At 73.4% G+C, this 21,035-nt stretch carries 24 protein-coding genes; 11 read left to right on the top strand and 13 right to left on the bottom strand.

Going from position 1 to position 21,035, the window contains the following annotated elements; genetic code table 11:
• Positions 1–88: 88 nt before the first annotated feature.
• The 3 genes from OTB16_RS26470 to afsQ1 are packed head-to-tail and all read right to left on the bottom strand — an operon-like array spanning position 89 to position 2,926.
• Complete coding sequence (locus OTB16_RS26470) at positions 89–781, bottom strand: hypothetical protein (RefSeq protein WP_267723261.1); 693 nt, start codon at positions 779–781, stop codon at positions 89–91.
• Entirely contained in the window at positions 768–2,252 is a 1,485-nt protein-coding gene (locus OTB16_RS26465; RefSeq protein WP_267723260.1) for a sensor histidine kinase, read from the bottom strand. Before OTB16_RS26465 ends, OTB16_RS26470 begins: the two co-directional genes overlap by 14 nt.
• Positions 2,249–2,926, bottom strand: coding sequence for a two-component system response regulator AfsQ1 (gene afsQ1 / locus OTB16_RS26460; RefSeq protein WP_267723259.1), 678 nt, complete (start codon positions 2,924–2,926; stop codon positions 2,249–2,251). The genes OTB16_RS26465 and afsQ1 overlap by 4 nt, the downstream gene beginning before the upstream one ends.
• A 177-nt stretch (positions 2,927–3,103) precedes the next feature.
• Between afsQ1 and OTB16_RS26455 the strand changes: the two genes are divergently transcribed.
• Positions 3,104–3,817: a SigE family RNA polymerase sigma factor gene (locus OTB16_RS26455; RefSeq protein ID WP_267723257.1), complete on the top strand. Its 714-nt coding sequence runs from the start codon at positions 3,104–3,106 to the stop codon at positions 3,815–3,817.
• Positions 3,818–4,010: 193 nt separating this feature from the next.
• Here OTB16_RS26455 and OTB16_RS26450 read toward each other — a convergent pair whose 3' ends face one another.
• Positions 4,011–4,721: a uridine kinase family protein gene (locus OTB16_RS26450; protein WP_267723279.1), complete on the bottom strand. Its 711-nt coding sequence runs from the start codon at positions 4,719–4,721 to the stop codon at positions 4,011–4,013.
• A gap of 54 nt (positions 4,722–4,775) precedes the next feature.
• On the opposite strand from OTB16_RS26450, the gene OTB16_RS26445 reads away from it, so the two are divergent.
• A complete protein-coding gene (locus OTB16_RS26445; RefSeq protein WP_267723255.1) occupies positions 4,776–5,126 on the top strand; it encodes a hypothetical protein in 351 nt (116 codons plus the stop codon).
• 97 nt (positions 5,127–5,223) lie between these two features.
• Here OTB16_RS26445 and OTB16_RS26440 read toward each other — a convergent pair whose 3' ends face one another.
• From OTB16_RS26440 to deoC, 3 genes are read right to left on the bottom strand one after another with little or no spacing between them, the layout of a single operon-like run.
• Positions 5,224–6,138 carry an aldehyde dehydrogenase family protein gene (locus tag OTB16_RS26440; protein ID WP_267723254.1) on the bottom strand — a complete coding sequence of 305 codons (915 nt, stop codon included), beginning with the start codon at positions 6,136–6,138 and terminating at the stop codon, positions 5,224–5,226.
• Positions 6,131–7,567, bottom strand: coding sequence for an aldehyde dehydrogenase family protein (locus tag OTB16_RS26435; RefSeq protein ID WP_267723252.1), 1,437 nt, complete (start codon positions 7,565–7,567; stop codon positions 6,131–6,133). The genes OTB16_RS26440 and OTB16_RS26435 overlap by 8 nt, the downstream gene beginning before the upstream one ends.
• Before the next feature lie 5 nt (positions 7,568–7,572).
• Entirely contained in the window at positions 7,573–8,535 is a 963-nt protein-coding gene (gene deoC, locus OTB16_RS26430) for a deoxyribose-phosphate aldolase (RefSeq protein WP_267723278.1), read from the bottom strand.
• A 167-nt stretch (positions 8,536–8,702) separates the two neighbouring features.
• Between deoC and OTB16_RS26425 the strand changes: the two genes are divergently transcribed.
• From OTB16_RS26425 to OTB16_RS26415, 3 genes are all read left to right on the top strand, one after another.
• The gene (locus OTB16_RS26425; protein WP_267723251.1) at positions 8,703–9,368 is read left to right on the top strand and encodes a PH domain-containing protein; all 666 of its coding nucleotides are present in this window, start codon (positions 8,703–8,705) and stop codon (positions 9,366–9,368) included.
• A 76-nt stretch (positions 9,369–9,444) separates the two neighbouring features.
• Entirely contained in the window at positions 9,445–10,017 is a 573-nt protein-coding gene (locus OTB16_RS26420; RefSeq protein ID WP_267723250.1) for a VanZ family protein, read from the top strand.
• A 37-nt stretch (positions 10,018–10,054) separates the two neighbouring features.
• Positions 10,055–10,255 carry a PspC domain-containing protein gene (locus OTB16_RS26415; protein WP_267723249.1) on the top strand — a complete coding sequence of 67 codons (201 nt, stop codon included), beginning with the start codon at positions 10,055–10,057 and terminating at the stop codon, positions 10,253–10,255.
• A gap of 13 nt (positions 10,256–10,268) precedes the next feature.
• Here OTB16_RS26415 and OTB16_RS26410 read toward each other — a convergent pair whose 3' ends face one another.
• From OTB16_RS26410 to OTB16_RS26400, 3 genes are all read right to left on the bottom strand, one after another.
• The gene (locus OTB16_RS26410) at positions 10,269–11,042 is read right to left on the bottom strand and encodes a hypothetical protein (RefSeq protein WP_267723248.1); all 774 of its coding nucleotides are present in this window, start codon (positions 11,040–11,042) and stop codon (positions 10,269–10,271) included.
• Positions 11,043–11,175: 133 nt separating this feature from the next.
• Complete coding sequence (locus OTB16_RS26405) at positions 11,176–11,442, bottom strand: hypothetical protein (RefSeq protein WP_267723247.1); 267 nt, start codon at positions 11,440–11,442, stop codon at positions 11,176–11,178.
• A gap of 139 nt (positions 11,443–11,581) precedes the next feature.
• A complete protein-coding gene (locus OTB16_RS26400) occupies positions 11,582–12,730 on the bottom strand; it encodes an adenosine deaminase (RefSeq protein WP_267723246.1) in 1,149 nt (382 codons plus the stop codon).
• A 113-nt stretch (positions 12,731–12,843) separates the two neighbouring features.
• Between OTB16_RS26400 and OTB16_RS26395 the strand changes: the two genes are divergently transcribed.
• Positions 12,844–13,569 (top strand): alpha/beta hydrolase, encoded by a 726-nt coding sequence (locus OTB16_RS26395; RefSeq protein WP_267723245.1) that lies wholly within the window; start codon positions 12,844–12,846, stop codon positions 13,567–13,569.
• A gap of 122 nt (positions 13,570–13,691) precedes the next feature.
• Positions 13,692–14,063, top strand: a complete 372-nt coding sequence (locus OTB16_RS26390) for a cupin domain-containing protein (RefSeq protein WP_267723244.1) — start codon at positions 13,692–13,694, stop codon at positions 14,061–14,063.
• Here OTB16_RS26390 and OTB16_RS26385 read toward each other — a convergent pair.
• Complete coding sequence (locus tag OTB16_RS26385) at positions 14,039–15,283, bottom strand: ATP-grasp domain-containing protein (protein WP_267723243.1); 1,245 nt, start codon at positions 15,281–15,283, stop codon at positions 14,039–14,041. The two genes, OTB16_RS26390 and OTB16_RS26385, sit on opposite strands and share 25 nt — an antisense overlap.
• Positions 15,284–15,419: 136 nt before the next feature.
• Here OTB16_RS26385 and OTB16_RS26380 point away from each other — a divergent pair, with 136 nt between their 5' ends.
• Positions 15,420–16,472 carry a helix-turn-helix transcriptional regulator gene (locus OTB16_RS26380; protein ID WP_267723242.1) on the top strand — a complete coding sequence of 351 codons (1,053 nt, stop codon included), beginning with the start codon at positions 15,420–15,422 and terminating at the stop codon, positions 16,470–16,472.
• On the opposite strand, the gene OTB16_RS26375 is transcribed toward OTB16_RS26380, so the two are convergent.
• Complete coding sequence (locus tag OTB16_RS26375; protein WP_267723277.1) at positions 16,469–17,404, bottom strand: LysR family transcriptional regulator; 936 nt, start codon at positions 17,402–17,404, stop codon at positions 16,469–16,471. The genes OTB16_RS26380 and OTB16_RS26375 overlap by 4 nt on opposite strands.
• 98 nt (positions 17,405–17,502) lie before the next feature.
• Between OTB16_RS26375 and OTB16_RS26370 the strand changes: the two genes are divergently transcribed.
• From OTB16_RS26370 to OTB16_RS26360, 3 genes are all read left to right on the top strand, one after another.
• Entirely contained in the window at positions 17,503–18,852 is a 1,350-nt protein-coding gene (locus tag OTB16_RS26370) for an MFS transporter (RefSeq protein WP_267723241.1), read from the top strand.
• Positions 18,853–18,964: 112 nt separating this feature from the next.
• On the top strand, positions 18,965–19,672 hold the full coding sequence (locus OTB16_RS26365) for a L,D-transpeptidase family protein (protein ID WP_267723240.1): 708 nt from the start codon (positions 18,965–18,967) through the stop codon (positions 19,670–19,672).
• 92 nt (positions 19,673–19,764) lie between these two features.
• Positions 19,765–20,748, top strand: coding sequence for a sigma-70 family RNA polymerase sigma factor (locus tag OTB16_RS26360; protein WP_267723239.1), 984 nt, complete (start codon positions 19,765–19,767; stop codon positions 20,746–20,748).
• On the opposite strand, the gene OTB16_RS26355 is transcribed toward OTB16_RS26360, so the two are convergent.
• Positions 20,662–20,991, bottom strand: a complete 330-nt coding sequence (locus OTB16_RS26355) for a hypothetical protein (RefSeq protein WP_267723238.1) — start codon at positions 20,989–20,991, stop codon at positions 20,662–20,664. The genes OTB16_RS26360 and OTB16_RS26355 overlap by 87 nt on opposite strands.
• Between the last annotated feature and the right edge of the window lie 44 nt (positions 20,992–21,035).

Raw genomic sequence — 21,035 nt, 5'->3', positions numbered from 1 at the left:
GAGCCCGCCCCGCTCGCCGGCGCCGAGCCGTTCGGGCGGGGTGTCGAGAAGGCAGGGCGCGGCGGCGCCGAGCCGTGCGGGCGGTGCGTCAAGACGGGGTCGCCGACGGTCGTACGAGTTCGCCCAGCGTCGGCACCGACTCCGGCCGCGAACGCACCGCGTCCGTGCACTCCCACGCCCGCGGCGGATCCGCGTCGGGACCGCCCAGGACCACCGGCCCGGGGCCCGCCGACACCGCCTCGTTGCCCGCCAGCGTGCAGACGATCTGCGACAGCGCCACCGGCGGCAGGTCCTCCGGCTTGCGGCTCAGGCGCACCGCGCCCGCCGGGTCGCCCGGCCTCGGCGCGCCCGCCGTCAGCCCCGAGGGCACCCCGGTGCTGAAGCCGGCGTCCCGTTCCTGGGCCGAGGGCGACTTCTCCAGCGCCTCCAGCAGCGCCTGCGCGACCAGCGCCACGGGATCCCGTACGACCCGCTTCTCGGGCACCGGGACGATCCGTTCCACCCCCACCAGCTGCGATCCGCAGACCAGTTCCACCGAGGCACGGAAGCCCTGTACCCCGCCCTGCCCGGACGCCTGGTCCGGGGTGTCGCACGACACCCGCGAGGGCGCCGGCCCCACGTCCACCGGCACGGTCGTCGCCCGGATCCCGCACCCGGACACCAGGCCCGCCACGACCGCCAGGCCCGTCAGGCCCGTCAGGCCCGTCAGGCCGCCCCTCAGGCCCAGCGGCGCCGGCGCCCGCCCGGCCCCGCCGCGCGCCGCCCTCCTACTCCTCGTCATCCTCGATCACCTTCCCCACGTCCACGGGCAGCCGCAGCGTGAACAGCGCACCGCCCCCCGCCCCGTTGGCCGCGGTGATGTCGCCGCCGTGGATGTGCGCGTTCTCCATCGCGATCGACAGGCCGAGCCCGCTGCCGTCCGACTTCGGCCGCGACGCGCTCGCCTTGTAGAACCGGTCGAAGACGTGCGGCAGCACCTCCTCGGGAATGCCCGGCCCGTTGTCGCGCACCGCGATCACCAGCCACTCCCCCTCCACGGCCAGCGACACCCGCACCGGCGAGCCGCCGTGCTTGAGCGCGTTGCCGATCAGGTTGGCGAGGATGACGTCGAGACGGCGCGGGTCGAGCCGCGCCACGATGCCCCGCTCCGCGTCGAGTTCGACCGCGTCGAGCCACGCCCGCGCGTCGATGCACGCGGTGACCTGGTCGGCGACGTTCACGTCGTCGAGCACCAGCCGGGCCGTCCCCGCGTCGAAGCGGGTGACCTCCATCAGGTTCTCCACCAGGTCGTTGAGGCGCCGCGTCTCGCTCACGACCAGCGCCACCGCCGGCGCGATCATCGGGTCGAGGTGGTCGGCCTCCTCCTCCAGCACCTCCGCCACCGCGGTCAGCGCCGTCAGCGGCGTGCGCAGCTCGTGCGACATGTCCGCGACGAAGCGCCGGCTGGACTCCTCGCGCGCGCTCATGTCGGCGACCTTCTTCTCCAGCGCCTCCGCCGTCTTGTTGAAGGTGTGCGACAGGTCCGCGAGTTCGTCCGTCCCCGACACGGCCAGCCGGTGGTCCAGCTCGCCCTCGCCGAGCCGCCGCGCCGCGTCGCCGAGGCGCTGCACGGGCTTGAGCACGGTCCGCGCCGCGGCCTGCGCGAGCAGCGCCGAGCAGAGCAGGGCCAGTCCGGTGGCGATCGTCAGCGACCAGCCCAGCGCGTTCAGGTCGTCGCGCTCCTGCGCGAGGGACTTGTACATGTAGCCGGTCGGCCCGCCGCCCACGATCCGCGTCCCGCCGACCAGGTACGGGTTGCCCTGCGGCTTCGTCCGCTGCCAGTACACGTGGTACTCGGAGTCGTTCGCCGACGTCGTCTTCTGCCGGTCGTCGACCGCGTGCCGCAGCGACCGCGGTACGTCGTCCAGCCCGAAGGCGTCGGGCCCCGCCGCGCCGAACACCTCGCGGCCGTCCTCGCCCTCGTTCACCAGGAGCACGCTGTACCCGGGGCTGCTGCCCGCCATCAGCTCGGCGGTCCGCTGCATCTCCTCGGCGGTCGGGTCCGCGGGGAGCGCGGCGGCCCGGTTCTGCATCTCCTGCCGGAAGTCGCCGAGGGCGGCGTCCTGCGTACGGGTCAGGACCGCCTCGCGGTTGAGCCAGTACGCGATCCCGGAGGCGGAGACCGCGGCGGTCAGCGCGACCAGCGCGAAGACCACGAGGAGCCGCAGCCGCAGGCTGGTCCAGCGCCGGCCCGCGAGCAGCGCCCGGATCACTGCGGCGAGTCCAGGCGGTACCCGACGCCGCGGACGGTACGGATCAGCGTGGGCGAGGACGGCACGTCCTCGACCTTGGCGCGCAGCCGCTGCACGCAGGCGTCGACGAGCCGCGAGTCGCCGAGGTAGTCGTGCTCCCAGACGAGGCGCAGCAACTGCTGGCGGGACAGCGCCTGGCCGGGCCGGCGGCTGAGTTCGAGGAGCAGCCTCAGCTCGGTCGGCGTGAGCTGGAGGTCCTCGCCGTTCTTCGTGACGGTCATGGCGGCGCGGTCGATGACCAGCGAGCCGAAGCTCGCCGAGTCGGTGGACTCGCGCTCGCCGCGGCGCAGCACGGCCCGGATGCGGGCATCGAGGACCCGGCCCTGGACGGGCTTGACCACGTAGTCGTCGGCGCCGGACTCCAGGCCGACGACCACGTCGATGTCGTCGCTGCGCGCGGTGAGCAGGATGATCGGCAGCTGGTCGGTGCGGCGGATGCGGCGGCACACCTCGAAGCCGTCGATCCCGGGCAGCATGACGTCCAGCACGATGAGATCGGGCCGCTGCTCGCGCAGCAGTTTCAGGCCGTCCTCTCCCGTCGCCGCGGTGGCCACTCGGTGGCCCTGGCGTGACAGGGAGAGTTCGAGGGCCGTGCGGATGGCGTCGTCGTCCTCGATCAGCAACAGGAAGGGCACGGGCTCATTCTGTCCCATCGGCCGTCGGGAGTTCGACCGTCGGGGGCGGGCGATCTCGACAGGGCCGCTGTGACAGGCCTGTGACAGACGACGGACACCCCGGTTAAGTCGGCCCGGCAGGCTTCAGTCATCGAACGAAGCACGGACCGGAGCAGACTCCACGACGGGGGGCGCGAGATGAACACGCTGCACAGCACCAGCACCAGCGCGGTTGTCACGCGGCTGCACGATGTGAACCGCCGGGCGGGTGTCCGTACGGTCGCGGTCGCCCGCCCCCGGCAGTCGCACGTGGTGGCCATCGACGCGAACACGTACCAGCCGACCACCGCCGTCCCGGCGCCGGCGCCGGCGGCGCGGCCGTCCGCCGCCGCGGAGGCCGAATTCACGGCGTACGTCCAGGAGCGCCGGTCCGCCCTCTACGCGACGGCCTTCCACCTCACCGGTGACCGGCACGAGGCCGAGGACCTGCTGCAGAGCGCGCTGTTCTCCACGTACCGGGCCTGGGACCGCATCAGCGACAAGGCCGCCGTCGGCGGGTACCTGCGCCGCACGATGACGAACCTGCACATCAGCGCCTGGCGCCGGCGGAAGCTGAACGAGTACCCGACGGAGGAGCTGCCGGAGACGGCATCGGACACGGACGCGATGCGCGGCACGGAGCTGCGCGCGGTGCTGTGGCAGGCGCTGGCCCGGATCCCCGAGCCGCAGCGCACGATGCTGGTGCTGCGCTACTACGAGGGCCGTACCGACCCGGAGATCGCCGAGATCCTGGGGATCAGCGTCGGCACGGTGAAGTCGAGCATCTGGCGGTCGCTGCGGCGGCTGCGGGACGACGAGGCACTGAGCTTCGGCAACGACGAGGCGGAGTCCTTCGAGGAGCTGGTGGCGTAACGCGCCGCCGTACGGACCATCGGGCCGGGGGCCCGTCCTGCGGGGGTGGGACGGGGAACGGGGGGAAAGGGCGGGAACGAGCGGACGGGGGTCCGCTCGTTCCCGCCCTTTCGCATGCCCGGAGCCCGGCGGGCGGGCCTCCGCTGGCGGGGCCTCTGCCGACGGGGCCTCTGCCGACGGCGGCCCCGTGCGCCTACACCGTGGTGGCGGCCGTGCGGTGGCGGCCCGCCGCCGCGGCGGCCAGTCGGCCCAGGGCCTCGTCCCGGGCGCAGGCGTGCGCGCCCAGGGCGGTGTGCCGGGCCACGATGCCCCGCTCGGCCCGCATCAGCCGCCAGCCCCGGCGCAGCAGGAACGGAACCGACTTGCGGCCCTCCCGCAGGTCGCGGGCGAGGCGCCGCCGGAACGTCGTCGAGGGGCGCCCCCGCAGGCACAGGGCGTCGGCCAGCAGGCCCAGTTCCTGGCAGCGGGTCGCGATGTCGGCGGCGAAGATGCCCTCCGCGATGAACAGCGGGGTCCGCGGGGAGCGGGCGATGTCCAGGGTCCCGGTGCCCGTGCGGGAGCTGGTCGCGATGTCGTAGACCGGGATCTCGGTGCGGCCCGTCGCGCAGAGCTCGGCGATCGCGGCGACCGCCGCGGCCGCGTCCCAGGAGCCCGGGGCGTCCCAGTCGATGTCGGAGCTGCCGGCGACCAGGGGGAGGGTGGGGTCGTCGCCCTCCTTGTAGAAGTCGTCGAGGCGCAGCACGGGCAGCCCCGAGCGGGCGGCCAGGGAGGATTTACCGGAGCCCGACGGACCGGTCAGCAGGACGACTCGGGTCGGCGAAGGAGAGGAGGAGCTCACGGGACACCAGTCTGAACCATTCCCCCGGGTAGGGGACCCTCCCGGTGGCCGGTTGGTATCGAGGATCACACCTCAACTACGCTGCGTGCGCACGCGACTACGACCTCAGGCGGGATTCCCATGGCACGTCACGCAGCCCCCTCCACCCCGAACCGGCTCCGCGCCGCGGGCCTGACCGTCTCCATGGCAGGCGCGGCGCTGGCCATGGCCGCCGGGGGCGCCCAGGCCGGTGAGCTGTCCGTACCTGCGGCCTTGGCCGGGGTCGCCGACCCCGTCTCGAACCTCAAGGTGAACCCCCTCGCGCACACCGGCGTGGACCCGCTCGACAACGGCGTGGCCACGAAGGTCGCGGACTTCCCGTCCGTCGGCACCGGCATGGTCACCGGCATCCTGACGCAGGGGCCGTCGGTCGGCGAGCTGCCGACCGCGGCGGTGACCTCGCTGCTCGGACCGGCCCTCCCGCAGAAGTAGCGGGCCGCGGACACGGGAAGGCCCCGGCAGCGCGGGGGACGCTGCCGGGGCCGGTTCGTGTGGGGCCCTCCCGTACGGGGGGCCCGCGGGGGGCCCGCTAGTACGAGGAGCCGCCCGCGCCCAGCGAACCCGTGGGGTGCCAGACGGTCTTGGTCTCCAGGAACGGCGTCATGCGCGCGGTGCCCGGGTCGGCGGTCCAGTCGTCCACAGGCTGTGGACGCAGGACGCGCTTGAGGTTGTCGGCCGCGGCGATCTCCAGCTCCTTGGCGAGCTCCGCACCGGCCCCGGCCAGGTCGATCGCGTTGACGTCCTGGTGGGAGGCCAGGTGCGGGCCCATCTCGGCGGCCTTGCCGGACAGGATGTTGACCACGCCGCCCGGCAGGTCGGAGGTGGCCAGCACCTCGCCCAGGGAGAGGGCGGGGAGCGGGGACTTCTCGCTGGCGATGACCACGGCCGTGTTGCCCGTCGCGATCACCGGGGCGATCACGGAGACCAGGCCCAGGAACGAGGAGTCCTGCGGGGCCACGACCGTGACCACACCGGTCGGCTCCGGGGTGGAGAGGTTGAGATACGGGCCCGCGACGGGGTTGGCGCCGCCGACGAGCTGGCCGATCTTGTCGGTCCAGCCCGCGTACCAGACCCAGCGGTCGATGGCCGCGTCCACGACGGCGGCCGCCTTGGACTTGGACAGGCCCTCGGCCTCGCCGACCTCGCGGACGAACTGCTCGCGGCGGCCCTCCAGCATCTCGGCGACGCGGTAGAGGATCTGGCCGCGGTTGTACGCGGTCGCGCCCGACCAGCCGCCGAAGGCCTTGCGGGCGGCGACGACCGCGTCACGGGCGTCCTTGCGGGAGGACAGCGGGGCGTTGGCCAGCCACTTGCCCTTGCCGCCCGACGATGTTTTGGCGGTCACTTCGTACACCCGGCCGCTCTCGGAGCGGGGGAACTTGCCCCCGACGTACAGCTTGTAGGTCTTGAAGACACTCAGACGCGTCGACGACGACTCAGACATCGAGGTACCCCTCCAGGCCGTGACGGCCGCCTTCGCGCCCGAAGCCCGACTCCTTGTAGCCGCCGAACGGCGAGGTCGGGTCGAACTTGTTGAACGTGTTGGCCCAGACGACACCCGCGCGGAGCTTGCCCGCGACCGCCAGGATGCGCGAGCCCTTCTCCGTCCAGATGCCGGCGGAGAGACCGTACTGGCTGTTGTTGGCCTTCGCGACCGCCTCGTCGGGCGTGCGGAAGGTCAGCACGGACAGCACCGGGCCGAAGATCTCGTCGCGGGCGACGGTGTGCGCCTGGGTGACGTTCGTGAAGAGCGTCGGGGCGAACCAGTAGCCGGCGGACGGCAGCTCGCACTCCGGGGACCAGCGCTCGGCGCCCTCGGCCTCTCCGGTCTCGGCGAGCGCGGTGATCCGGGCGAGCTGCTCGGCGGAGTTGATCGCGCCGATGTCGGTGTTCTTGTCGAGCGGGTCGCCCAGGCGCAGCGAGGAGAGGCGGCGCTTGAGCGAGTCCAGCAGTTCGTCGTGGATCGACTCCTGGACCAGCAGGCGCGAGCCCGCGCAGCAGACCTGGCCCTGGTTGAAGAAGATGCCGGTGACGATGCCCTCGACGGCCTGGTCGATGGGGGCGTCGTCGAAGACGATGTTGGCGCCCTTGCCGCCCAGCTCCAGGGTGACCTTCTTGTCGGTGCCGGCGACCGTGCGGGCGATGCGCTTGCCGACGGCCGTGGAGCCGGTGAAGGCGACCTTGTTGACGTCCGGGTGCTCGACGAGGGCCGCGCCCGCGTCGCCGTAGCCGGTCAGGATGTTGACGACGCCCTTGGGCAGGCCCGCCTGGCGGCAGATGTCCGCGAAGAACAGCGCCGACAGGGGCGTGGTCTCGGCGGGCTTGAGGACGACGGTGTTGCCGGTGGCGAGCGCCGGGGCGATCTTCCACGCGAGCATGAGGAGCGGGAAGTTCCAGGGGATGATCTGGCCGGCCACGCCGAGCGGGCGGGGGTTCGCGCCGTAGCCCGCGTGGTCGAGCTTGTCGGCCCACCCCGCGTAGTAGAAGAAGTGCGCGGCGACCAGCGGGAGGTCCGCGTCGCGGGTCTCCCTGATCGGCTTGCCGTTGTCCAGGGTCTCCAGGACGGCCAGCTCGCGGCTGCGCTCCTGGATGATCCGGGCGATGCGGAAGAGGTACTTGGCGCGCTCGGAGCCCGGCAGCGCGGACCACTTCTCGAAGGCCCTGCGGGCGGCCTTGACGGCGCGTTCCACGTCGGCGGCGCCCGCCTGGGCGATCTCGGCGAGGACTTCCTCGGACGACGGGGAGACGGTCTTGAAGACCTTGCCGTCGGCGGCCTCGGTGAACTCGCCGTCGATGAAGAGCCCGTAGGAGGGGGCGATGTCGACGACCGAGCGGGACTCGGGAGCCGGTGCGTACTCGAAGAGGGATGCCATGGTGATCAGTCCACCGTCACGTAGTCGGGACCGGAGTAACGCCCGGTGCTCAGCTTCTGGCGCTGCATCAACAGGTCGTTGAGCAGGCTGGAGGCGCCGAAGCGGAACCAGTGGTTGCTCAGCCAGTCCTCGCCCACGGTCTCGTTGACCAGGACCAGGAACTTGATCGCGTCCTTGGTGGTGCGGATGCCGCCGGCCGGCTTCACGCCGATCTGGATGCCGGTCTGCGCGCGGAAGTCGCGTACGGCCTCGAGCATCAGCAGGGTGTTGGCGGGGGTGGCGTTCACCCCGACCTTTCCGGTCGACGTCTTGATGAAGTCGGCGCCGGCCATCATGCCGATCCAGGAGGCGCGGCGGATGTTGTCGTACGTCGACAGCTCGCCGGTCTCGAAGATGACCTTGAGGCGGGCCGCGGTCCCGTCGGGGCGGACGCAGGCCTCCTTGACGGCCCTGATCAGCTCGTACGTGTCCAGGTAGCGGCCGGCGAGGAAGGCGCCACGGTCGATGACCATGTCGATCTCGTCGGCGCCGGCGGCCACGGCGTCCGCGGTGTCCGCGAGCTTGACGGGCAGGGCCGCGCGGCCGGCGGGGAACGCCGTGGCGACGGAGGCCACCTTGACGTCGGCGCCGTTCAGCGCCGCCTTGGCGGTGGCCACCATGTCGGGGTACACGCAGACGGCGGCCGTCGTCGGGGCGGTGCGGTCGGTCGGATCGGGGATGACGGCCTTGGCGGAGAGCGCCCGGACCTTGCCCGGGGTGTCCGCGCCTTCCAGGGTCGTCAGGTCGATCATCGAGATGGCCAGGTCGATGGCGTACGCCTTGGCCGTCGTCTTGATCGAACGGGTGCCGAGGGCGGCCGCGCGGGCCTCCAGGCCGACAGCGTCGACGCCGGGCAGCCCGTGCAGGAAGCGGCGCAGCGCACTGTCGGACGTCGTCACGTCAGCGAATGCGGTGAGGGTGGTGGGCATGGTCACCACATGAGCATATCTACGCGCGTAGCGGCCTGTCACCCCCCTCCCCCGATTCCGGTGCGGAATCGACACCTCCGCTCACGCCCGCCCGCCGGCCGGGGCGGGAGAGGGCCGGAGAGGCGCCGATCTCGTCCGCCGGGACGGCGTGGGGCAGAATCGACCGCATGAGCAGCCAGCAGCAGCCGACCGACGAGCCCGTCTACGACGACCGGGTCTACCGCTCCTCCATGGCCGTCGTCACCGGGGTGCTGCTGCTCGGGCTGACCGCCTGGCTGTGCGGGGACGCCGCGGTGCGGGGCTCGGGGAACACCCCGTGGATCGCGCTGGCCCTGGCGCTGTGCGCGGTCCCGCTGATCGTGGCGTTCACCATCCGGCCGGCCGTCTTCGCCAACGACGACCGGATGCGCGTGCGCAACCCCTTCCGGGTCATCGAGCTGCCCTGGGCGGCCGTGGACACCGTGCGCGCCGGATACTCGGCCGAGGTGCTGGCCGAGGGGTCCACGTACCAGCTCTGGTCGGTGCCCGTCTCGCTGCGGGAGCGCAAGAAGGCGAACCGGCGCCAGCTCAGCCGCCGCGGCGGGCTGACCGGCCGCAGCCTGACCGACCCGGCGCAGAACGGCGCCGGCGCCGCCGGTCCCGCCGCCGCCGGTCCCGCCGCACCGCAGCGGGCCGGAGCGGACCGGGTGGTGGACGAGCTGCGCGAGCTGGCCGAGCGCGGCGCCTCGCGGGCGGGCGCCCGGGGCGGCGTGCGCGTGCACTGGTCGTACGAGGTCATCGCCCCCGCCGTGGCCGGAGCGGTGCTGCTGGTCGTCCTCCTCGTCGCCGGCTGACGCTCCGGCCCGCGTGGTCCCCGCCACACCCCCGCCGGTGCGGAACCGGCGCTACCGGTGACGCGTCCTCGCAGGTGTGCAGCGTCATGAGGCCGGCGGGAACGCCGCCACCGCCATCCATCTCCGGTTCCGACTCGCGGCCGGGGTCCTGCTGGCCGCTCATCTCCTGGTCGTCGCCTGGCTCACCCTGCGGCCCCTGGACGTGCCCTGGGCCGCGGCAGCCAATCTGACCCTCTTGGAGGGGATCAGGACGGACCTCGCCCTCGGACCCGTCGAGGCCGCCCGCCGGATCGGCGAGGGGCTGGCGCTGCTGGCCCCGCTGGGGGTGCTGCTGCCCCTGGTCAGCGGACGGCTCGCGCCCTCGCGGCTGTCCGCGTGGTCCTCGCTGACCCGGACCGCCGCCGCGGGCGCGCTGGTCTCCGTGTGCATCGAGCTGCTCCAGACCGCCGTCCCGGGACGGGTCGTCGACGTGGACTCGGTGCTGCTGAACACGGTGGGCGTACTCCTCGCCCACGCGGCCGTCGTACCGGCGCTGCGGGCCCGGATGCGGCGCTCACGGGCCGCTTATCAGGGGGCGACCCCGAGAATTACCAGGGTCGGGCTCGGCCCCTGGACCGAGGTCGTCTCGGCGGTCCCGCGGGAGTATTGAGGCATCGCGGAAGAGCGATCCCGACGAAGGAGACACCATGAGCGCCTTGGCCCGCCCCCGTGAAGGACGATGGATCGGCGGCGTCTGCGCCGCGCTGGCGCACCGCTTCGGAACGTCCGCGAACACGATGCGCGTCATCTTCGTCGTCTCGTGCCTGCTGCCCGGCCCGCAGTTCCTGGTCTACCTGGCGCTGTGGCTGCTCCTGCCGAACGGCAAGACCGCCTCCACCGCCTGGTAGACCCACCGGCGGGTCAGCCGGCCCGCTGGACCTTCTCCAGCTGCTTGTCCGCCACTTCCTGCGGCACCAGGGCCTTCTGCTGGGCGGCCGCCACGTTGAGGGCCATCAGCCGTACGACGGTGTCGCCCTCGCGCACGATGACCAGGTGGACCTGCGCCGAGACGCCCTGGGCGGCCGCGGTCGTGGTCCAGCTGACGCTCTCGTCGCCGGACGTCGTGTACGCGGCGGCCCGCACGTCGCGGTAGCTGCCGGTCTGCTTCTCGACGGTGGCGGAGAAGCCCGTGGCGCAGGCGGCTACGGCGGCCTTGAGCCGGTCGATCAGGGCCTTGGCGTCGCTTTCCGCGTACGAGCTGACGGATGCGGAGACGGCGAGGCCGATCTGCTTCTGGGAGCCGACGCCGCGGTTGACCGTCTCGCGGGCGGCCGGGTCCGGCTTGTCGCCCATGATGTCCGCCAGCGGCTGGCAGGCCTTGCGGTCCGCCTGCGGCTGGCCGTCGGGGGCGTTCGGGTTCTTGCCCTGGGCGGAGATCTGGTAGCCGGGCAGGTCGCCCGGTTCCAGCGCGGACCGCTCCGTCTTCGTGCCGCCGGTCTTCGGCGCGCCGGTTCCGGCGGGGGCGGACGCGGTCGGGACCGGGGCGCCGGGGGCGCCGGGCGCTCCGGAGGCGGGGCCTGAGGAGCCCTTGGGGTCCGGGGCCTCGCTCTTGGCGGGGGTGTCCGTACTGCCGCATCCGACCGCCGCGAGGAGCAGGGCGGGGACCAGCGCGACCAGGGTCGCTCGTGCCTTCATTCGCATGACCAAAGACCTCATACCGATTGCTTCGGCGGGCAGTTGGTGGTGATCGTGGCACACGGCACGGCGGGGCACACACCTCGTCGAAGAGGCGTGCGCCCACCGCGCGCGCGTTCGGGTCGCGGCAGCGTCAGCCGCCCAGGCCGTTCAGGGCGCCGGTGGCCGGGGCCAGGCCGCCGAGGAGGCCGGTGATCGGGGCGGCGGGGTCGGACGACTCGCCCTGCTGGCCGCCCACGTTCTGCTGGCTGGTGGCTCCCTGGAGCGCGCCGGTGGCACTGGTCAGTGCGTCGGTGAGGCCGACCGCGGGGACGGCGGCGGAGGCGGTGCCGGCGGCGACGACGGCGAAGGCGGCGCCGAGAGCGGCGACACCGAGGGTCTTGGCAGCTGACTTCTTCATGAAAGATCGTCCTTGCGACGGGGAATTGAGCGGCTCCGCAAACTAGTCACTTCAAACCCCCGCCCGCAAACATCCGTAAATACGAGAAAGCGCCCGGGAATTGCTCCTCCCGGGCGCTTTCAGTACGTCATGCCGTGGCCTAGGCCGAGACGGAACCCCTGGTGGAAGCGGTCTGCTGGAACAGCCACTCCGACTTCAGTTCCGCGTATCCGGGCTTGATGACCTCGTTGATCATGGCCAGTCGTTCATCGAAAGGAATGAACGCGGACTTCATCGCATTGACGGTGAACCACTGCATGTCGTCCAGCGAGTAGCCGAAGGTGTCCACCAGGTGCTCGAACTCGCGGCTCATGCTGGTGCCGCTCATCAGCCGGTTGTCGGTGTTGACGGTCAGCCTGAAGTGCAGCTTGCGCAGCAGGCCGATCGGGTGCTCGGCGTACGAGGCGGCCGCGGCCGTCTGCAGGTTCGAGGTCGGGCACATTTCCAGGGGGATGCGCTTGTCCCGTACGTACGAGGCCAGGCGGCCCAGCTTCACCGTGCCGTCGGCGGCGACCTCGATGTCGTCGATGATCTTCACGCCGTGGCCGAGGCGGTCGGCGCCGCACCACTGCAGGGCCTGCCAGATCGACGGCAGGCCGAAGGCCTCGCCCGCGTGGATGGTGAAGTGGTTGTTCTCGCGCTTGAGGTACTCGAAGGCGTCGAGGTGGCGGGTGGGGGGGAACCCGGCCTCGGCGCCGGCGATGTCGAAGCCGACCACGCCGTTGTCGCGGTAGCGGTTCGCCAGCTCGGCGATCTCCAGCGCGCGGGCCGCGTGGCGCATGGCGGTCAGCAGGGCGCCGACGCGGATGCGGTGGCCGTTGGCCTTCGCGCGGCGCTCGCCCTCGCGGAAGCCGTCGTTCACGGCCTCGACGACCTCTTCGAGGGTCAGGCCGGCTTCCAGGTGCTGCTCGGGCGCGTACCGGATCTCGGCGTACACGACGCCGTCCTCGGCCAGGTCCTCGGCGCACTCGGCGGCGACCCGGAAGAGGGCCTCCTTCGTCTGCATGACCGCGCAGGTGTGCGCGAACGTCTCGAGGTAGCGCGGCAGGGAGCCGGAGTCGGCGGCTTCCCGGAACCAGATGCCGAGCTTGTCGGCGTCGGTCTCGGGGAGGTTCTCGTAGCCGGCCTCGCGGGCCAGCTCGATGATGGTCCCGGGGCGCAGCCCACCGTCGAGGTGATCGTGCAGGAGCACCTTCGGGGAGCGGCGGATCTGGTCCGGGGTCGGCAGGTTGGGGGTCTCGCTCGTCATCTGGGCACTCTAGCTCCTACGCGCGTAGAGCGTGCCCCGGCGCCGGGGGTCGATATGTAACAGAGACCGCGCGGACGGATGGCGTACACCTCGGGGTCTGAGACTGTTCCGCCATGGCACAGCATGCGCCGCCGGCGCGCGGGGCCCGCTTGGGGCGGGCGGCCGGCGCGAACGGTTCGGTCACGACGGTCAACGGTGTGGTGCTCCTGCTTCCCGGAGCGTCCAGATTCTCCCCCGGTCCCCTGCGTCCGCTCGCGCGGGCGCTGGCCCGGGCGGGCGGTACGGAGGGGCTGGCCGCGCACTCCGTCCTGCACGGCGGGGACTCCTCCCGCGAGGAGCAGGCGCGGTGGGCGGCGGACGAGGTGGTGCGGCGCTACGGCGACGTGCCGGTGTGCCTGGCCGGCTACGGCGCGGGCGCTCTGGCCGCTCTGCGCGCGGCGGGGCACGAGGCCGTCGGCTCCGTACTGGCGATGGCCCCCTGCCTGCCGGAGGCGCGGGTCTCCGCGGCGTCCCCCGAGCCGGTGAAGCACCTGGCGGGGCGCAGGGTGCTGATCGTGCACGGCACGGACGACGCGCGCAGCGACCCGGAGGCCTCGTTCCTGCTGGCGGCGCGGGCGAAGAAGGCGAACCGGTCGACGTGCCGGTTCGAGGTGCACTCGGACGGGCACGGGCTGCGCGAGCACCAGGCCGAAGTCGTCGCGCTGGCCGTGGACTTCGTCCTCGGGTCGGTGTTCTCGGGACGGTACTCGCGCCCGGTGACGGACGCCCTGGCGGCGCCCCCGCCGCTGGGCCTGCGCATGCCGCTCGCCTCCGGCTTCGGCAGGCCGCCGCGGCGGTGACGCGCCGGCCCGGCCCGCCCGGCCCCCCTTCCCCATACGCGGTTTGAGGGCCGGAGCGGGCCGAACAGCCGGGCGTACAGTGGAATCGAGGACTCGGGGACTTCTTCCCGGAGGCGATGATCATGGCCGATCTGGTGTGCAGGAGCTTCGACGCGGCCGACGAGACGCGGCCCTTCCTGGCCGGCAAGGGCCGGCTGGACCTGCTGGAGACGGACGGCGGACAGGTCGGGCGCGGGGTGTTCGAGCCGGGCTGGAAGTGGTCGGAGCACATCAAGCCGCTGGCCGGCACCGAGAGCTGCGAGTCCGCGCACACGGGATACGTGGTCAGCGGCCGCATCAGGATCGTCATGGACGGCGGGGACGCCGTCGAGGCCGGTCCGGGCGACTTCATCCAGGTGGCTTCCGGGCACGACGCCTGGGTCCTGGGCGACGAGCCCTGCGTCCTCCTGGACTGGACCGGCTACGGCGACTACGCCAGGCCGCCCTCCGGCTGAGGGATACGGCGGGCCGGCGGCACCTGGCCCAGCAGGCCCGTGGCCCGGTCGAGGACGCGCGCCAGGGAGCCCGGGGTCGCGGCGGTCGCCAGGACGTACGCGTGGTGCCGGGCCCCCGTCGGGGCGCGGCGGACGGTGGCGCCCGGCGGGATCTCCAGCTGGACCCGCACCACTCCCGGCACGGCGCGGGCCGCGGCGATCCCCGGTCGCGCCCCGTCGAGGCGGCGGCCGGGCGGGAAGTCCACGTACCGCAGCCCCGCGCAGGCGGCGCGGGGGCTGCGTTCCGGGTCGGGCAGGCCCAGCCCGGAAGCGAGCGCGAGGCCGAGGACGTCGGTGCCGTGGGCGAGCCGGAGCAGCCGGGTGAACTCCTCGCCGCCGGGGCGGGCGTGGGCCTCGATCAGGCGGGGGCCGTGCCGGGTGAGGACGACCTCGGTGTGGGAGGGGCCGTCACCGTGGCCCGCGAGGTCGAGGACGCCGCGTACGAGGGCCCGTACGGCCTCGGCGGTGCCGGGGTTCAGGGCGACGGGCAGTTCGTGGCCGGCGGCGGTCAGGCCGGGGCCGGGCCGGCGGCGGGACCAGCCCAGGACCCGGTGGCGGCCCGCCCGGGAGAGCGCCTCCACGGCGAGTTCGGGGCCTTCGAGGTACTCCTCGACGAGGAGGTCGGTGACCTCCGGGTAGGCGAGGGCGGCGGCCGAGGCCTCGGCCTCGTCGCGGACCAGGCGAACACCCTCGCCGTCGGAGCCGGCCCGCGGTTTCACCACGCACGGGTAGCCGATGAGGGTGGCGACGAAGGGGAGGGTCGCGGCGCGGCCGCAGCGGGCGAAGGAGACGGGTCGGGCGGGGTGCAGCGCGTTGGAGCGGACCCGCAGGGCGGCCTTGTCCATGAGGGCGGTGACGGCGGCGGTGGGGGTGCCGGGCAGGCCCAGCTCCTCGTTGGCCCGCGCGGCGGCCAGGGCCGAGGCGGCGTCGAACCCGAAGACGGCGGCGCGGCCGTCGCGGACCTCCTCGATCGGGCCGACGGCGCCGACGAGGCGGCGGTGGTCGCGCCAGTCCGCCCGTACCCGCCGCTCCGCCCCCTCACGGTCGGATGGCACTGATGGAACCGGCGCGACCACCACGGTGCGCGCGCCCGCGCGGCGGGCGGCCGCCACCACGGCGGGTCGTGGGCTCAGCAGGACGGCAACGGGCTCCCGCCCCTCGATGGGTGTCCGCTGCCGCATACCGCGCTCCCCCTCACGCCGTGTGACCACTGTGCCGCTTCGGCATATGCCGGAACCGGCCGGGCACGCGTCGTCTTGCCGCCTTGCGGGAACACGAGGGGTTTATAAACGGACACAGCCCGGGACGAATACGCATATGCCAGCCGACCAAGCCGGAGAGCCCGAGGAGCTGAGCCCCGCGGCGCGGCGCCTCTACGCGTACGCCGTCGAGCGGCACGCCTTCGGCGAGGCCGAGGCCACCGCGGCCCTCGGCGTGCGCGCGGCCGCCGCGATCACCGAGCTGGCCGCGGCACACCTGCTCCAGCGGGCGCCCGGCGGCGCGCCCGACCGGTGGAGCGCGGTCGCGCCCCGGGCAGCGGCCGCCCGGGCGCTGGCCCCGCTGACGCTGCTCGTACGGGAGACGCACGACGAGATGGACCGGCTGCGGGGGCGGCTGGAGACCCTGGTTCCGGCGTACGAGGCGGGGACCGCGCACCGGGACCTGAGCGGTCCGGGGCGCCTGGAGCTGGTCACCGACCTGGGCGCCGTACGGGGTCTGATCGCGGAACTGGCCGCGTCGTGCGAGCGGGAGCTGCTGACCTCCCAGCCGGGCGGCGGGCGGCCGCTGGAGACGCTGGAGGAGTCGATCGGGCGGGACGAGTCACTACTGGCGCGCGGGGTCCGGATGCGGACGATCTACCAGCACACGGCGCGCTACTCGCGGCCCACGGCGGCGTACGTGGAACGGGTGACGGCGCTGGGCGCGCAGGTGCGGACGCTCGGCGACGGGCTGATGCGGATGCTGGTCTTCGACGCGCACACGGGCCTGATGGCGGTGCCGGACCGCAGCGGGGCGGCGCTGGTGGTGCGGGAACCGGGCGTCGTGCACTTCATGACGGCGGCGTTCGAGCGGTCCTGGCTGGGCGCCCGGCCGTTCCCGGTGACGGTGAGCCCGGACGCGGCCCGGTCGATCTCGGACGAGCTGCGGCAGACGATCGTACGGCTGCTGTCGGAGGGGCTGGAGGACAAGGTGATCGCGCGCCGGCTCGGCATGTCCGAGCGGACGTGCCAGCGCCACATCGCGGGGATCATGCGGGCGGTGGGGGCCAAGTCCCGCTTCCAGGCGGGGTTCCTGCTGTCCACGCACCCCGCGCCCGTCCCGGAGCGGGCGCCGGAGGCGGAGGCGGAGGCGGCGCCGGACCACGCTTAGGGGGTCTCCAGCTCCGGGATGAGGCGGCCGCGGCGGGAGAGCAGGAAGCGTTTGAACTCGGCCACGGGCGGGGTGTCCGGGTGGCCGTCGAGCCAGGCGACGCCGATCTCGCGGACCGCGCGCGGGGCGGTGACCGTCAGCTCGACGACCCCCGGGCGGGCCACGGCCGGGGGTGGCAGCAGGGCCACGCCGAGTCCGGCCGCGACCAGGCCGCGCAGGGTCTCGGCCTCCTCGCCCTCGAAGGCGACCCGGGGGGTGAAACCGGCCTCGGCGCACAGGTCGTCGGTGATGCGGCGCAGGCCGTAGCCGGGCTCCAGGGTGACGAAGGTTTCCTCGGCGGCCTCGGCGAGGCGGATGCGCTTGCGCCCGGCGAGGCGGTGGTCGTCGGGGACGACCAGGCGCAGCCGCTGCTCGTCCAGGCGGCGGGCGACGAGGTCCGGGGCGTCGGGGAGGGGCGAGGTCAGACAGAGGTCGAGCTCACCGGCGCGCAGCCGCTCCAGCATGGCCTCGCCGTAGTTCTGGACGAGGGAGAAGCGGATGCGGGGGTGGTCGGCGCGGAAGGCGCGGATCAGGCCGGGCACGGTCTCGGAGCCCAGGGTGTGCAGGAAGCCGAAGGCCACCTTGCCGGCGGTGGGGTCGGCGTCCTGCTGGACGGATGCGGCGGCGCGGGCGATCCCGTCGAGGGCCCGCTCGGCGGAGGCGAGGAAGGTGTGGCCCGCGGTGGTGAGGGCGACGGTGCGGCCCTTGCGGGCGAACAGCGTGACGCCGAGGTCCTGTTCGAGCCGGACCATGGCCCGCGACAGGGTCGACTGGGGGACGCCGAGCTCGTGCGCGGCGCGGGTGACGTGCTCGTGCCGGGCCACGGCCGCGAAGTACGCGAGGCGCGGGGCCAGCAGGCGTGTCACCGCCATGTCTTCTTCGTAACGGTTCATCGACATGCGCCGTCCTGAGCTGTACTGATACGTGAGTGGAACGATTATCGCGAATCCGTGCATTGGACGCATGAAAAACACGGGCCTACCTTCGACGTATGCCTCCCGCTCATACCGGGGCACCCGTCATCCCGGGTGCCTCCACCCCGTCGTTCGCCGAACCCGCGCCCGCACCGAAGTCCGCGCCCGCCGTCGCGCCGGCGCCCGCGCCGCCCGCCACCGCCGCCCCCGAGGGCCGCGAGCCCGGCCGCCCCGGCTACCGCCGCATGAGCCTCGCGCTGTTCGCCGCCGGTCTCGCCACCTTCGCGCTCCTCTACTCCACCCAGGCGCTGCTGCCCGCCATCTCCGCGGGCTTCGGCGTGACGGCGGGTCAGGCCAGCTGGACGGTGTCCGCGGCCACCGGCGCGCTCGCGCTGTTCGTCCTGCCGCTGAGCGCGCTGTCCGAGCGGTTCGGGCGCACCCGGATGATGACCTGGTCGATGGTGGTGGCCGTGGCCGTGGGCCTGCTGGTGCCGTTCGCGCCGAACCTGGAGTGGCTCGTCGTCCTGCGCGCCGTCCAGGGCGCGGCGATTGCCGGGATCCCGGCCTCCGCGATGGCGTACCTCGCGGAGGAGGTGAAGCCGAAGGCACTCGTCGGCGCGATCGGCCTGTTCGTCGCGGGCAACTCCATCGGCGGCATGAGCGGCCGCCTCGTCACGGGCTGGGGCGCGCAGCTGGGCGGCTGGCGGGTGGGCCTGCTGGCCGTGGGCCTGCTGTCGCTGGCCTGCGCGGCGGCCTTCCTGGTGCTGCTGCCGCGGGCCCGGTTCTTCCGGCCGGCGTCGCTGAACCCGCGCGCGGTGGGCCGTACGGTCTCCGGGCACCTGCGCGATCCGCTGCTGCTGCGGCTGTACGGGATCGGCGCGCTGTTCATGACCGTCTTCGGCGCGGTGTACACCGTGATCGGCTACCGGCTCGTGGACGAGCCGTTCTCGCTGGGGCAGGGCGTGATCGGGTCGATCTTCCTGGTCTACCTGGTCGGTACGGTCTCCTCGGCGGCCGCCGGACAGCTGGTGGCCCGTACGGGGCGGCGGGGCGCGCTGTACCTGGCGGTGACCACGACCGCGCTCGGGCTGCTGTTCTCGCTGGCCGAGTCCCTGGCCCTGATCCTCGCCGGGCTGGTGCTGATCACGGCGGGGTTCTTCGCGGGCCACGCGGTGGCGTCCGCCGCCGTGAGCCGTACGGCCAAGACGGGCCGGGCGCAGGCTTCCGCGCTCTACCAGTCGGCGTACTACCTGGGATCCAGCGCCGGCGGCACGCTGGGCGCGCTCGCCTACCACTCCGCCGGGTGGGCGGCCACGGTGGGCATCGCGCTGCTGGCCGTGCTCGGCGTCGTGTCGATCACGCTGTACGGGTCCCACGCGGCCCGCGCCGAGCGCCGGACGATGACGGCGGCCGCGGTCGCGCGCTGACGGCGGCCGCAGTCGCGCGCTGATGGAATCTACGCTCCCCCCTCAGGTAACTCCCGCGCGTTTTCCGGGCATTGAACCGGCAGGAAGACAGTGCGACCAAGGGGAGGACCTGATGGGGGCAAGGCGCGCGTACGCGAGGCGGCGGGCCGCGGTGGTGTGCGGGGTGGCGGCGGTGCTGGCCGTACCGGTGGTGGTGGCGGGGGGCGGCACGGCTCAGGCCGCCGCCTGCAACGTCACGACCGGGCCGTACCAGCGGCAGGTGGAGCAGTTCCTCGGCCGCCCGGTGGACGGCCGGCAGTCGGCGGCGGACTGCACCGCGGTCAGGGCGTTCCAGGCCGCCCACGGAATCACTCCGACCGTGGGGTACGCCGGGCCGCTGACCTGGCAGACGATGAGCACGATGCTGGCGCAGCGGGCCGCCGGCAGCACCCCGAACCAGGCGGGCGCCTGCCCGGTGAACCGGGGGCGGATCGCCTGCGTCGACCTGACGCGGCAGCTCAGCTGGATCCAGGACGGCGCCGCGCTGCGGTACGGCCCGGTCCCGGTCCGCACCGGCAAGGACGGCACCGAGACCCGGACCGGCCTGAAGAAGATCTACTACCGCAGCATCAACCACTGGTCGACGATCTACAACGTCGCGATGCCGTACTCGCAGTTCTTCGACGGCGGCATCGCCTTCCACTCCACCACGAAGAGCATGTGGAACCCGCCCGGCTCGGGCGGCTGCGTGAACATGCGGCCTGCCGACGCCAAGGCGTACTGGAGCCTGCTGGGCAACGGGAACGCCGTGTACGTCTACGGCCGCAAGCCCGGCACGTAGCGGCGACACGGGTCCTGACCTGCTCCGGCTGCCGTTGTCGGACCCCTCGGGTAGTTTCCGGAGTATCGGATCTATCTGGGGGAACGACGGCCATGAGTGACCTCGCGACGACGGCGCCATCCGACCTGGATGCCGCGATGGACCGCCACCGGGTCGAGCTGACCGGGTACTGCTACCGGATGCTCGGCTCGGCCTTCGACGCCGAGGACGCGGTGCAGGAGACGTACATCCGCGCCTGGCGCGGCCGGGACAAGTTCGAGGGCCGCTCCTCGCTGCGGTCCTGGCTGTACCGGATCGCCACGAACGTCTGCCTGGACCTGCTGAAGGCCGGCAACAAGCGGGCCCGCCCGATGGACCTGAGCGCCCCGCAGCACCAGGCCTCCGCCGTGCTGAACGAGCGGCCGGAGGTGACCTGGCTGGAGCCGGTACCGGACGGCCGGGTGCTGCCGCAGACCGCCGACCCCGCCGAGATGGCGCTGGCCCGGGAGTCCGTACGGCTGGCGTTCGTCGCGGCGCTCCAGCACCTGCCGGCGAAGCAGCGGGCGGTGCTCATCCTGCGCGAGGTACTGGCCTGGAAGGCGGACGAGGTCGCCACGCTCCTGGACACCACGGTCGCCTCGGTCAACAGCGCCCTCCAGCGGGCGCGGGCGACGCTCGCGGGCCACGCGCTGCGCGAGAGCGACCCGGCGGACCCGCTGGACGCGGAGCAGGCGAAGCTGCTGGAGCGCTACCTGACGGCCTTCGAGGCGTACGACATCTCCCGGCTGACCGCGCTGCTCCACGAGGACGCGGTGCTGTCGATGCCGCCGTACGACCTGTGGCTGCGGGGTCACGAGGACATCGCCGCCTGGCACCTGGGCCAGGGCATCGGCTGCAAGGGCTCCCGGCTCGTCCCGACGACGGCGAACGGCATGCCGGCCTTCGGGCAGTACCGGCCGGCGGCCTCCGGGAAGGGGCACACGCCGTGGGCGCTCCAGGTGCTGGAGGTCTCAGACGGGAAGATCGTCGGGCTCAACGCCTTCCTGGACACCGCCCGGTGGTTCCCGCTGTTCGGCCTCTCCGAGGAGCTCCCCTAGCCCTACGAGCTCCAGCAGACCGACCAGACCGGGCGCGGCCCGCACCCGGAGGGGGACGCCGAGGCGCCGGGCGGTCAGTGCGGCCCGCGCGAGGGCCTGGACGGTCGCGAGCGTGGGCGCTGCGACCGCGCCCGCGTCGAGCACGATCCCGACGGGCCCGTCACGGCACAGTTCGTACACGCGCGCGCACAGCTCGGCCGTATCCGGCTCCGGTCCCTCGACCGCCAGCGTTCTGGTCTCCACACGAGGCAGACCCCCGGCCCCGCTCGAACTCATCGGCGGGGCGG

The sequence above is a fragment of the Streptomyces antarcticus genome (assembly GCF_026627255.1).
Lineage (GTDB): Bacteria > Actinomycetota > Actinomycetes > Streptomycetales > Streptomycetaceae > Streptomyces > Streptomyces antarcticus.
This window is presented reverse-complemented; position numbering and strand designations above follow the sequence as displayed.